At 37.4% G+C, this 12,281-nt stretch carries 12 protein-coding genes; 2 read left to right on the forward strand and 10 right to left on the reverse strand.

Translation table 11 applies throughout. The annotated features are described in order from the left end of the window. Positions 1-29: 29 nt before the first annotated feature. Both ACQ93I_RS10760 and ACQ93I_RS10765 read right to left on the reverse strand, forming a co-directional pair. Positions 30-1,109 (reverse strand): DegT/DnrJ/EryC1/StrS family aminotransferase, encoded by a 1,080-nt coding sequence (locus ACQ93I_RS10760; RefSeq protein ID WP_431698530.1) that lies wholly within the window; start codon positions 1,107-1,109, stop codon positions 30-32. 59 nt (positions 1,110-1,168) lie between these two features. Next, positions 1,169-2,617, reverse strand: a complete 1,449-nt coding sequence (locus ACQ93I_RS10765) for a lipopolysaccharide biosynthesis protein (RefSeq protein WP_431698531.1) — start codon at positions 2,615-2,617, stop codon at positions 1,169-1,171. 126 nt (positions 2,618-2,743) lie between these two features. Between ACQ93I_RS10765 and ACQ93I_RS10770 the strand changes: the two genes are divergently transcribed. Both ACQ93I_RS10770 and ACQ93I_RS10775 read left to right on the forward strand, forming a co-directional pair. After that, positions 2,744-3,688, forward strand: coding sequence for a hypothetical protein (locus tag ACQ93I_RS10770; RefSeq protein WP_431698532.1), 945 nt, complete (start codon positions 2,744-2,746; stop codon positions 3,686-3,688). After that, complete coding sequence (locus ACQ93I_RS10775) at positions 3,688-4,737, forward strand: glycosyltransferase family 10 domain-containing protein (RefSeq protein WP_431698533.1); 1,050 nt, start codon at positions 3,688-3,690, stop codon at positions 4,735-4,737. Before ACQ93I_RS10770 ends, ACQ93I_RS10775 begins: the two co-directional genes overlap by 1 nt. 3 nt (positions 4,738-4,740) lie before the next feature. Here ACQ93I_RS10775 and ACQ93I_RS10780 read toward each other — a convergent pair whose 3' ends face one another. The 8 genes from ACQ93I_RS10780 to ACQ93I_RS10815 all read right to left on the reverse strand — a co-directional run bounded on the left by ACQ93I_RS10780 (position 4,741) and on the right by ACQ93I_RS10815 (position 12,280). Next, a complete protein-coding gene (locus tag ACQ93I_RS10780; protein WP_431698534.1) occupies positions 4,741-5,997 on the reverse strand; it encodes a sulfate adenylyltransferase subunit 1 in 1,257 nt (418 codons plus the stop codon). 124 nt (positions 5,998-6,121) lie between these two features. Next, on the reverse strand, positions 6,122-7,027 hold the full coding sequence (gene cysD / locus ACQ93I_RS10785; RefSeq protein WP_431698535.1) for a sulfate adenylyltransferase subunit CysD: 906 nt from the start codon (positions 7,025-7,027) through the stop codon (positions 6,122-6,124). Next, a complete protein-coding gene (gene cysC / locus ACQ93I_RS10790; protein ID WP_431698536.1) occupies positions 7,020-7,619 on the reverse strand; it encodes an adenylyl-sulfate kinase in 600 nt (199 codons plus the stop codon). The genes cysD and cysC overlap by 8 nt, the downstream gene beginning before the upstream one ends. Positions 7,620-7,633: 14 nt before the next feature. Next, complete coding sequence (locus tag ACQ93I_RS10795; RefSeq protein WP_431698537.1) at positions 7,634-8,098, reverse strand: DUF2061 domain-containing protein; 465 nt, start codon at positions 8,096-8,098, stop codon at positions 7,634-7,636. Next, a complete protein-coding gene (gene cysQ / locus ACQ93I_RS10800) occupies positions 8,088-8,888 on the reverse strand; it encodes a 3'(2'),5'-bisphosphate nucleotidase CysQ (RefSeq protein ID WP_431698538.1) in 801 nt (266 codons plus the stop codon). The genes ACQ93I_RS10795 and cysQ overlap by 11 nt, the downstream gene beginning before the upstream one ends. Positions 8,889-8,990: 102 nt before the next feature. Continuing rightward, complete coding sequence (locus tag ACQ93I_RS10805) at positions 8,991-10,385, reverse strand: UDP-glucose 6-dehydrogenase (protein WP_431698539.1); 1,395 nt, start codon at positions 10,383-10,385, stop codon at positions 8,991-8,993. Positions 10,386-10,574: 189 nt separating this feature from the next. Beyond that, complete coding sequence (locus ACQ93I_RS10810; RefSeq protein WP_431698540.1) at positions 10,575-10,826, reverse strand: four helix bundle protein; 252 nt, start codon at positions 10,824-10,826, stop codon at positions 10,575-10,577. 173 nt (positions 10,827-10,999) lie between these two features. Further along, positions 11,000-12,280, reverse strand: coding sequence for a nucleotide sugar dehydrogenase (locus ACQ93I_RS10815; RefSeq protein ID WP_431698541.1), 1,281 nt, complete (start codon positions 12,278-12,280; stop codon positions 11,000-11,002). Position 12,281: the final 1 nt, after the last annotated feature.

Genomic DNA, 12,281 nt, shown 5'->3' on the forward strand with positions numbered 1-12,281 from the left:
TTTTGGTAAACAAATTAATCTTACTAAGATTACTGTTTTAATATCTCTTCTATACTCCTGGTGATAATTTCCAATTGATGAATGTTTAAGCTGCCGTATAGTGGCAAACATAAGATCCTGCTACTAATATCTTCTGAATTTAAACATATTTTTTTTTGAACATATTCCAGAGAATTTAAGGAAGGATAAAAATATCGCCTTGGAAAAATCTCTTTTTTATTCAGAGCCTTCTGTACTTTTAAAAGTTCATTTTCATGAGAAAAAATTACCGGAAAATAGCTGTAGTTCCATTTTACACCATCACGAAGTTTGATCATATTAAGCTGAGTATCTATAAAAGCTTCTTTGTAAAAGTCATAGATCACTTTTCTTTGTGTTATATCGGAATCAACATAGGGTAAAACGGCTAATCCCATGGCGGCCTGTAGTTCGTTCATTTTTGCATTGATTCCCAATCCTGAAAACTCCGTTGCGTTTTTGTGTCCAAAATTGTGCCTGTAAAATAGCTCCTCGTATAGTTGGGGATCTTTACAGAACATAGCGCCTCCCTCTCCTGTATGAAATATTTTTGTAGCATGAAAACTACAGGTGCTTACATCTCCATAATTAAAGATCGACTGGTCTTTGTATTTTACTCCAAAACAATGCGCTGCATCATAGATCACCTTTAGTCCGTGCTTTTTGGCTATTCTATCGGTCTCCTCCACGTTACAGGGATTTCCGAAGACATGAGTTGCAAGGATGGCCGTCGTTTTCTCAGTGATTGCAGCTTCGATCTTAGTTTCGTCAATAGTTAAGAATTCAGGGTGAATATCTACAAAAACAGGTGTACAGTTCTCCCAAACAATGGCGGCGGTGGTAGCCACGTAGCTAAAGGGAGTAGTTATCACTTCACCATTACCCGCAAGGACCTTTAAAGCAATTTGTAAAGGTAAAGTACCATTAGCGGTAAGAATAAGATTGGGAGAACCGAGATATTTCTCAAGTTTTTCTTTTAATTCAAACCACAGTTTCCCCCCATTGGCAATCTGATTGGATTCCCATATCTGTTGCAAATATTTTTGATACTCCTCAAGAGGAGGAAGAAAAGTTTTTGTCACATTTATCATTGACTGTACATCTATAAATTATCGTGTGAAATCATACTAAAATTTGTCTTTCGTTAAGATTATTTATTTTCAATCTTATTGGTTATTAAATCTTTCAACTGTGATAATTGCTGAAATCTTCCCACAATTGAAAGAAGAAAATACCCTCCCAAACCTATACAGACTCCTATTAACAATCTGATAATATCGGATAATTCAAAGAAAAAAAACTGATCTCCAAACCAGACTAATGAGGCACTTAAAACTGTGATCAAATAAATTGGAAGAACATCCAGTAGTTGAGTACTTAAGGGATAAGAAATAAATTTTTGCGTATAATAAGCATTTACAAAATAGGCTATAATAGACAATACTACCTGCCCCCACAACAACCCATATATGCCAAAAGGAATAATTAAAAATATAGATCCCACAATTAAAATCTTCTTTATGAACTCCAACTTAAGAAAAAGATCACTTCTTCCGTATATATTTAATAAACTCAAATTATAACTATGTAAAGGCAACAGTAATCCACCCAAACAGAGAATTTGAAAATAAGGCACCGCAGGCACCCACTTTTCAGTAAAGAGAAATCTGAATAATGGGTTCCCCAATGCAGCGCTGATCAATAAAACGGGGCTTACTACAAAAATAACCATTTTCAAAAGTCTTCTAAATACATCCTTTAAACGTTTCCTATCATTTTTAATACCTACAAACATGGGAAAACTAACCTTGTTAAGGGCCCTCTCAATATTGCTCAATGGAAGTTGTTTAGTACTTTCTGCACGACTATAAAAACCGAGCAAGACCGGAGAAAAATATTTTCCTATTACTACCAGATATAAATTATTAAAAATCCTGTTCAGTAAATTTGCGAGACCAAGCTTATAGCCATATTTCCAGTGTTTTATAAAAAGTATCTTATCAAAAACTCCTGATGGAAACCACGGAGAATACTTCCAAATAAGTACAAAACTAACTACAGAGTTCAATAAATTGCTATAAACAAGACTCCAAACCCCAAATCCCTGCACAGCCATATAAATTCCCAAAACACCACCTACTATTGCCGCAGGAATAGCCGTAAGGGTTTGAATTTTAAAATTCATGTTGCGGGTAAACAAAGCTAGATGTACCGAAGTTGCAGCAGAAAAGATAAAGGTTATACAATAAACTCTTATCACATCAGTCAATATTTCCTGATCATAAAATTGTGCAATAAAAGGGGCTACTGCAAAAACCACCATATAAATGATCGTACCGGCAAAAACATTAAAAATGAAAACAGTAGAAAAATCCCGGTCGCTCGCTTCAGTATCACGAATAATAGACAAGCTCAACCCGCTGTCTAATATTCCATTCCCTACAGCTACAAAAACAGCTATCATGGCTATTAATCCAAATTCTTCCGGAAGTAGAATTCTTGCCAAAACCAAAGAAACAAAAAAACCGATGAGTTGATTTCCGAACTGTTGAGCAAAAGTCCATACCAGGCCAGACGTAACAACTTTTCTTAATGCCATTGATTTTGTGAGTTACCTTGAAAAGATGGAACGAAAGTAAAACATATTCCCTAAAAAAGACCGAACTGAGTCAAAAAAGCATAATGTGAATTTTAATCCTTAATTTTGGATGTAAGTAATAGCGCCTTGGAGTCAACTAAGAAAACTGAAATCCTTCAGAAGTATAAAGATCTAAATAATTCTTTTGACCAGAAACTCACCTTTCATCTGGGAGCAAATGGAGGTTTTTTTTCAGAATTTAATAACTTGATTTTTGCCGTCTTGTACTGTCTACAACACAAGATAAAATTCACACTATATTCCAGAAGAGGAAACTTATCTTATAAAGAAGGATGGAAAGACTTCTTTTTACCCTTTTGCGAAGAAACAGGCTTCTTTCTGCACAGTAGATATAACAGGAGAGCATACCAAATGGAGCAGGCAAAAGTTTTTCCTCCTTCTTTTCTAAAAATCATATCAGGTAATCAATATTTGACACAGGATATCTGGAACAGTTTTCGAAGCAGGGAATTTGAATCTGAAATTTTCACCATTCCTGAATTAAATATACTAAATGCCTCCCTTCCTCAAGCTGCTCAAACTATAATAAATATGGTATGGCGCTATAACGAGCCTGCTAAAACTTATATTGATGAACAAATAGCTACTATAGGTTTACCTGAGAAATATATTAGCATGCACATTCGTGCAGGAGATAAAACAAAAGAAAAGGAAATATTTTCTATTAAGAATTATATGGAAGAAGCCATAAAACTCAATATTTCTAAAAACGTATTTGTTATAACAGATGATTACCGCCTGATCCGGCAACTTAATGAAAATTATCCCCACTGGAATTTTATGACTTTGTGTTCCGACTCAGAAGAAGGTTATGTCCATTCCGATTTTCTCCTCCTTAGTAAGAAGGAAAAGTATTTGAGATTATTAAAATTGTTAGCCAGTATTGATATTTGCGCTACCTCTGAGCACTTTATAGGCACCTACAGTTCAGGACCAGGGAATTACCTGGGAATGAGAATGGGAGAAGAAAAATGCACAGGTATAGATTATAAAAAGTGGTTGTTATGGTGATGAGTAAAAGTAAAACAGGTATCTCTAATAAACAACAGAAAAAAATTTGGTTCACCGACTTCTATAAAGGTTTTGACCCTTTAGATAATTATTTATACCATTTATTAAAGCGTCATTATGAACTGGTCCTTGATCCAGAGAATCCTGACTATCTAATTTATTCCTGTTACAGCCGAAACTTTCTTAAATACCAGAATAGCCTCAGGATATATTATACCGGAGAAAATCTTGTTCCTGATTTTAACCTGTGTGATTATGCAATAGGATTCCATTACGTGGATTTTGAACATAGATATTTGAGATTCCCAAACTTTGCTATGCTTCGCGATCAAGTGGAAAAACTAACTCTTCCGAAGAATCATACGCTAACTAATCTTAAAAATAAGGAGTATTTCTGCAATTTTATTTATGCAAATTCTCAGGCCGACCCGGCAAGGGATGATTTTTTTGACATTTTAGGCACCTATAAAAGCATCTCTTCCCCCGGAAAGCATCGCAATAATTCTACGATGGATGTTGGCGAAAGATTTGAAAATGACTGGATGTACACAAAACTTTCCTTTCAGTCCAAATGCAAATTTACCATAGCATTCGAAAATTCTTCTTCCCCCGGTTATACCACAGAAAAATTAATGCATGCTTATATAAGCAATAGCATTCCAATTTACTGGGGAAACCCCGAAGCCACTAAAGATTTTAATCCTCAATCTTTTATAAACTGTCATGACTTCGGAAGTTTTGAAGAGGTCGTGAAAAAAGTTCAAGAAATTGATGAAAATGATGAACTGGCACTAAAAATATTAAACGAACCTCCCTTCCGAAATAACATTACTCCTTTTAACTTAAGGGAGGAAACCCTGGAAAAATTCTTGCTCTCTATTTTTGATCAGGATCCAAAAATGGCATTTAGAAGACCACAGTTTGGTACTACCCAAAACTACGAAAAGGAATCTTATTCAAGATATTTTAAAGCAGAAGAGACGGGCTATTCTGCTTTAAAACGTTTATTGAAGTTTATTGTTAACACACCACAAACAAAGACGAAATAGACTTTAAACTACCATCCCGGCTGCCACTGTTTCATTAGTGCTCTCATCGATAAGAATAACACTACCTGTATTACGGTTCTCTCGATAAGAGTCAGACATTACAGGTCTTGTACATCTTAATTTAACCCTGGCAATATCATTTCTTAATAAATTATTGTCATCAGCTATTCTATCATAGGTATTAATATCAACCTTATATACAACCTCCTTGATTATCGCCCTCTGCTCATTAGTCGTATGCATGATAGTATATTTGGCTCTGGGCCTTGCTGCATCATCATGAAGCCAGCATAACATAACATCAAATTCCTGGATAAGCTCCGGTTGGTTATTTACTTTTACGATCATATCCCCTCTGCTCACATCGATATCATCCTCCAGGGTCATTGCTACAGACATTGGTGCAAATGCCTCCTGTACCTCAATGTCACCAGTATTTATGGACTTTATTTTAGAAGTGAATCCAGAGGGCAGGACTGCCACGTCATCTCCAACTCTATATATTCCGCTGGCAACTCTTCCGGCGTAACCTCTATAATCCCGATACTTCTCATTCTGAGGCCTCAGAACAGTTTGTACGGGAAAGCGGGCGTCAATCTTATTAACATCACTGCTAATGTGAAGTGTCTCTAATATATGGAGGAGTGTTCCTCCCTGATACCAGGACATATTCTGGGATTGATTAACCACATTATCTCCGTCAAGGGCACTGATAGGTATAAACCTCACATCCTTCATAAGCAGCTTTGAAGAAAACTCTTCAAATTGCGAAATAATTTCATTGAACCTTTGCTCGCTGAAGTCGACAAGGTCCATCTTGTTAACACATACTATAAGATGTGGAATATTCAACAAAGAAGCAATAAAAGCATGTCTCTTGGTCTGCTCTATAACCCCATGACGTGCATCAATGAGTATAACAGCAGCATTTGCCGTAGATGCTCCGGTCACCATATTCCGGGTATACTGGATATGCCCCGGGGTATCCGCGATTATAAATTTTCTCCTGGGTGTTGTAAAATACCTGTAAGCAACGTCTATGGTTATTCCCTGCTCCCTTTCATCCCTTAGTCCGTCTGTAAACAGAGCAAGATCTACACCCTTATGCCCCTTTTTGGCACTGGTAGCACTTACCGACTCCAGTTGATCTTCAAAGATTGATTTTGAGTCGTACAAAAGTCGGCCAATAAGGGTAGATTTCCCGTCATCGACAGAGCCTGCAGTGGTAAAGCGTAGTAACTGATTATTATTAATTTGCATTATTTAATATTTTCCCTGATTTTCCGTTTTACCCTAACCCTAAAGGGAACCGGAAAATCTTTAAATTGAATAATTGTAAAATTAATTCCCTCCCTTTAGGGCAGGGGATAAAGGAATTAATTTTCTAAAAATATCCCTGCTTCTTTCTATCTTCCATTGCAGTCTCACTCCTTTTATCATCACTCCTATCTCCTCTTTCTGTCTTGCGCATTGCAGAGACCTCCTGTACAATTTTCTCCAGCGTGTCGGCTTCAGATTCTATTCCTCCAGTAATAGTAATATCACCAAGTGTTCTAAACCGAATCTTTTTAGTTTCAATTTTTTCATCTGGCCCCAACTTTAGAAATTCAGAAACAGGAATCCAGGAATTATTCCTCCACACCACTTCCCTATCGTGAGCAATATAAAGAGATGGAATACTTATATTTTCTCTTTTTATGTAATTCCACACATCCATTTCAGTCCAGTTACTTATAGGAAAAGCCCTAAAGTGTTCTCCTTCGAAGTGTTTTCCATTCAAAAGGGTCCATAGTTCCGGGCGTTGGTTTTTGGGATCCCACTCCCCAAAATCATTGCGGTGAGAAAAGAATCGCTCTTTTGCTCTGGCTTTTTCTTCATCCCTTCTTCCTCCCCCTATAGCACAATCAACTTTATGCTCTTCAATAGCATCTAATAAAGTGGTAATTTGAAGCGCATTTCTGGTAGCATTCTTACCTTTTTCTTCTGCAACTCTTCCTTTATCTATAGATTCCTGGACCGATCCTACAAGTAAATTTACTCCCAATTCCTTCACGAGATCATCTCTGAATTGTATTGTTTCAGGAAAGTTATGCCCTGTATCTACATGCAGTAAAGCAAAAGGAATTTTAGCGGGGAAAAATGCCTTTTTTGCCAGATGAGTAACAAGAATAGAATCCTTACCACCGGAAAACAAAATCACCGGATTTTCAAATTGAGCCCAAACCTCTCTTAGAATAAAGATAGCTTCAGATTCTAACTCATCAAGATAGTTTAAATAATATTTACTCATCAAATTTCAATTTTTTTTGCAGAAATTCATAAAGTCTCTCGACAGCTTCTTCTACAGATTCCTCCTCGGTATTAATTTTAATATCTGGATTTTCAGGGGCTTCATAAGGAGCACTTATGCCCGTAAAATTCTTTATTTCTCCCTGTCTGGCTTTTTTATAAAAGCCTTTTACATCCCTCTCTTCGCAAACCTCAAGCGGAGTATTTACAAATACTTCAACAAAATTATCTCTCCCAATAATATCCTTTGCCTGGGTCCTGTCCTTCTTTAGAGGAGATATAAAAGCACCTATAGTTACTATTCCTGCGTCAACGAACAGTTTAGCGACTTCTGCTATTCTGCGGTTATTTTCATGACGGTCTTCCCTGCTAAAACTTAAACCTTTACTCAGTCCGCTGCGGATGTTATCCCCGTCAAGAGAATAAGTAGATATTCCCTCTCTAAAAAGGCGTTTTTCGAGACTGTTTGCAATAGTTGATTTTCCTGAACCTGAAAGCCCTGTAAACCAAACAACCATAGATTGGTGCTTATGCTTTTTGGTTCGATCTTCCCTCGAAACACTATAGTTATGTTCAACAATATTTTTTTTCATGCTATGACAGCTTTCTATTTATTAGAGGTAAGAATATTCATCTTAGACTTTTTTGATTTCCTTTTGTTGGCTACTCCATAATCAATCCTGTACCATGCTCTTTCGTGAAAATAGTAAAGCAACATTTTTGTCACCACTTCAGCCAATCCTATTTTTAATCCCGTAACAGGATTCCCTGTGATTATCCAGGCAAGCAGCATAGTATCGACTGTTCCTACTATTCTCCAGGAAATGGTCTTTGCAAAATGTCTTTTTCTACTACTCCATTTCCCTGAGGATGCCAAGAATTCCCCTTTAAACCATAATCTTTCATGAAAATAATATAGAGTCATTTTAGTTATTACCTCGGCCAAACCAATTTTAAGACTTGCAAAGGGATCTCCGGAAATCATCCAGGCCAGGAAAAAAGTATCCATGGTTCCGACGATTCTCCACGTAATTGTTTTAGCTAAATGCCTTTTATAAGATCTATCCTTCATAAACAACAGAAAAATGGTCGTTTTTAAGGTTTTCCCTGTTGTAAGTGATACGCTCTCCTGAAGCTGCCCATCTACAGGTAAAGCCAACAGCTTCACAAATAGCCTGCCCGGCGGCGGTATCCCATTCCATTGTTGGGCCAAATCTAGGATAAACATGAGCTGCACCCTCGGCAAGTAAACAAAACTTAAGCGAACTTCCTTTAGATAACACTTTCACTTCTTTCCCTTCTTCTTTGAGCTTTTCAATGAAATCAAGAGTAGCCTGGTTCATATGCGACCTACTACCCACAACTTTAATTTCAGATCCTGCTTGTTGAGGAAAGATTTGGCTTGCATTAAGAAGAATCTGATCTACGTCTACATCTTCATTTCCTAGGGTAACCTGAAAAGCCTTAGATTCAGACACATCAGCAAAATATAGCGACTTTAGAGCAGGAGCATAAATTACCCCCAACACAGGATTTCCTTCAAGTACCAGAGCAATATTAACGGTAAACTCACCATTCCTTTTGATAAATTCCTTGGTTCCATCTAACGGATCTACAATCCAACATCTTTGCCAGCTTTTTCTCTCTTCAAAAGAAAGCTGGATGTTCTCTTCACTTATTACAGGTATCCCTGAAGGAATTAGAAACTCATTAATAATATCATTCGCTCTTCGATCGGCAATGGTTAGAGGAGAATCGTCTTCCTTCAATTCAACCTGAAGATCCTTCTGCTCATAAATTTTCATGATCTCCCTACCGGCTGCGATGGAAGCCTCTATAGCTGTTCTTAATTGATTTTTCATAGAGGGGCTAAATATACCGAAACCTGTAGAAACAGAGAAAGAGAAACATAAAAAAGATATATCTATCTCTTTAATAGGCTTTATGATCCTCTTTCCACTTTATTAATTTCCTATTGCATAGAATTCAAACCCAATCTCTTTCTTGGTTTTAGGCTCTAAAAGTCTTCTCCCATCGAACAAAAATGCAGGTTTAAGCATTTGATCATAAATCTTTTTCCAGTCAAGTTTTTTGAATTCATCCCATTCTGTGAGTACAGCAATAGCGTGAGCATCTTCACAAGCTTCCATTGCAGAATTTACCACAGTTACGGCTTGCCTGTTGGCGTCCCCACTGCGACTTCCAAGGTAATTAAGATCAGAATAGATTTGTTCTTCGGTTACTTTTGGATCGTATACCACTATTTCGGCTTGTTCATTCAAAAGGTAATCAGCGACATAAATCGCGGCAGATTCTCGCGTGTCATTGGTATCCTTTTTAAAAGCCCACCCTAAAATTGCGATTTTCTTACCGGCCACGGTATTGAACATCGTCTGGACCATATTGGCTGCAAAACGCCTTTTCTGATGATCGTTCATGGTAATAACCTGCTCCCAGTAATCTGCTACCTCAGTTAAATTAAAGGTACGGGCTATGTATACCAGGTTGAGAATGTCCTTTTGAAAACAAGAACCTCCAAAACCAACAGAAGCCTTTAAAAACTTGGAACCTATCCTACTATCCATTCCTATAGCTTTAGAAACTTCATTTATATCAGCTCCAGTTTTTTCACAAAGTTCTGACATGGCATTTATAGAAGAAACTCTCTGAGCAAGGAAAGCATTAGCTGTCAATTTTGAAAGTTCTGAAGACCAAACATTTGTAGTGAGTATCTTTTCTTTAGGTACCCAGGATGCATAAATATTTACAAGGGCTTGCATAGCTTCCCTACCCTCCTCACTATCTATATCACCTCCAATCAAAACCCTATCGGGGCTCATAAGATCTTCGACAGCAGTTCCTTCAGCCAGAAATTCCGGGTTTGAAAGGATTTGGTATTTTACACCATTCCCTGTATTGTCTAAAATATTCTTCAGAGCAGCTGCAGTTCTAACTGGCAATGTTGATTTTTCAATCACAATTTTGTCGTCCTTTGCCACTGCTGCAATTTGCCTGGCACAAAGCTCAATGTATTTTAAATCGGCCGCCATTCCTTTTCCAATTCCGTAGGTCTTGGTGGGGGTATTCACCGAAATAAAGATCATATCGGCTTCATCAATAGCTTTATCTACATCTGTTGAAAAGAAAAGATTTTTATCCTTTGTTTCCCTTACAATTTCTGAAAGCCCCGGCTCATAAATAGGTATCTTCTCTACATCGCGATCATTCCATTGGTTGATCCTTTTCTCATTGATATCAACCACAGTTACTTTAACACCCGGACATTTCTGCGCTATTACTGCCATAGTGGGACCACCTACATAACCGGCACCGATGCAGCAAATATTTTTTATTTTCATTTTAATTATAGTTAATTGGTGATTGGTTAATAGGTTAATTAGATTACCTCCTTCTATCCTAATCAGCCATTTAATTCATTCTGTTTTCTTAGATATTTTATATAACCATTTAACAACCTTATACAGGAGTCTGTTAAATTTCTTATTCCTTCTAAAACTTCTTCTGTGATATAGTTCCAGGAACGTGCTTCAATAGCATGATCTAAAAATTTCAGCCACGGATCCCCGGGCATTCAGAAGAAATTTGATGTTTTCTTTGTAATGAAAACGCCCCCATCCTTCAGCAATATTTGCAGTTGCTGATCGGGATACTCTCAATAATTGCGACCGCAAATAGAATTTTTCAGAATCCGGTAAAGCTGTAAGAACTTTTTCTTTTATAAAAGGCTTAAGCTCAAAACACTTTTTCCAGCACTCCAGTTTCTCGAAATTACCAGCCATTGGTTCGGGTTAATTGGTTAACGAGTAAATTAGTTAATTGGTTTTATTTTTCTAACAACATTATCTTTACTAATCTATAAGATCATTCTCTAGTCCGGATGTCCCCACAACTAATTAGCTCATCCCAAATCACCAATCCCCAATTAACCATTCCCTAATTAACTAATCCCTAATCACAGCTTCTTATCACATTTATCTCCCAGGACTCCCTTTACATCATAAACCACCGTCTGCCCGTTCTTTAGCTTATTCAGATCCAGATCAAGGAATTCTTTATGCGCAACAGTCAGCACAATAGCTTCGAATTTTCCCTCCGGAAGATCCTTTGTTGTAACAAGACCGTACTCATGCTGCACTTCTTCAGGGTCTGCAAGAGGGTCATATATTATCACATTTGTTCCGTATTCCTTTAGATTTTTTATGACATCAACAACTTTCGTATTGCGCACATCAGGGCAATTCTCTTTAAATGTTATTCCCATAACCAGAATATTCGCGCCCTTCACCTTTTGGTCATTCTGCAGCATCAACTTAACTACTTCTGAAGCTACGTACTGCCCCATAGAATCATTCATGCGCCTACCGGCCAGAATGATCTCGGGATGATAACCTATCTCCTGTGCTTTTTGTGCCAGGTAATATGGATCTACACCTATACAATGTCCGCCTACAAGCCCTGGTTTGAAAGGAAGAAAATTCCACTTGGTACCGGCAGCTTCAAGTACCGCCTGCGTATCAATCTTCATCATATTAAAGATCTTTGCTAATTCATTAACAAAGGCGATATTAATATCTCTTTGAGAATTTTCAATAACCTTTGCTGCTTCCGCCACCTTAATAGTAGGTGCGAGGTGAGTTCCGGCTGTAATAACAGAGGCGTAAAGTTCATTTACCTTTTTTCCAATTTCCGGTGTTGATCCTGCTGTGACCTTTAATATTTTTTCAACAGTGTGTTCTTTATCTCCCGGATTTATTCTTTCAGGGGAATATCCTACGAAGAAATCTTCATTATATTTTAATCCGCTGCTACTTTCAAGTACCGGCACACACTCATCTTCAGTAGCCCCAGGAAATACTGTCGATTCATATATCACTATATCACCTTTTTCTAACACCTTACCCACAGATTCGCTGCTCTTGTACAAAGGCGTAAGATCGGGGCGGTTGTTTTTGTCAACGGGAGTAGGTACGGTGATCACATAATAGCTACAATCTCTAATATCTTCCAGATCTGCACTACAAAAAAGCCCATTTTCTTCGGAAGGAGTCTCTTTAAGTACAGATTGAAGAACATCGTTCTCCACCTCTAAGGTGGTATCTTTTCCCTGACGTAGCTCTTCAACTCTTTTTTTATTAATATCAAATCCTACAACAGAATACTTTGTTGCGAATAATCTTGCCAACGGCAGCCCGACATAACCAAGTCCAACTACAGCTATTTTTTTATTTTTCATA

It is taken from the genome of Salinimicrobium sp. WS361 (assembly GCF_050750585.1).
Taxonomy (GTDB): domain Bacteria; phylum Bacteroidota; class Bacteroidia; order Flavobacteriales; family Flavobacteriaceae; genus Salinimicrobium.

Bases quoted from the DNA above. Each gene is read 5' to 3' on its own strand.
- ACQ93I_RS10810 (WP_431698540.1), bottom strand. From the start codon at position 10,826: ATGGCTGGTAATTTCGAGAAACTGGAGTGCTGGAAAAAGTGTTTTGAG.
- ACQ93I_RS10760 (WP_431698530.1), bottom strand. From the start codon at position 1,109: ATGATAAATGTGACAAAAACTTTTCTTCCTCCTCTTGAGGAGTATCAA.
- ACQ93I_RS10795 (WP_431698537.1), bottom strand. From the start codon at position 8,098: ATGAAGGATAGATCTTATAAAAGGCATTTAGCTAAAACAATTACGTGG.
- ACQ93I_RS10780 (WP_431698534.1), bottom strand. From the start codon at position 5,997: ATGCAAATTAATAATAATCAGTTACTACGCTTTACCACTGCAGGCTCT.
- cysC (WP_431698536.1), bottom strand. From the start codon at position 7,619: ATGAAAAAAAATATTGTTGAACATAACTATAGTGTTTCGAGGGAAGAT.
- ACQ93I_RS10765 (WP_431698531.1), bottom strand. From the start codon at position 2,617: ATGGCATTAAGAAAAGTTGTTACGTCTGGCCTGGTATGGACTTTTGCT.
- cysQ (WP_431698538.1), bottom strand. From the start codon at position 8,888: ATGAAAAATCAATTAAGAACAGCTATAGAGGCTTCCATCGCAGCCGGT.
- ACQ93I_RS10805 (WP_431698539.1), bottom strand. From the start codon at position 10,385: ATGAAAATAAAAAATATTTGCTGCATCGGTGCCGGTTATGTAGGTGGT.
- ACQ93I_RS10815 (WP_431698541.1), bottom strand. From the start codon at position 12,280: ATGAAAAATAAAAAAATAGCTGTAGTTGGACTTGGTTATGTCGGGCTG.
- cysD (WP_431698535.1), bottom strand. From the start codon at position 7,027: ATGAGTAAATATTATTTAAACTATCTTGATGAGTTAGAATCTGAAGCT.
- ACQ93I_RS10775 (WP_431698533.1), top strand. From the start codon at position 3,688: ATGAGTAAAAGTAAAACAGGTATCTCTAATAAACAACAGAAAAAAATT.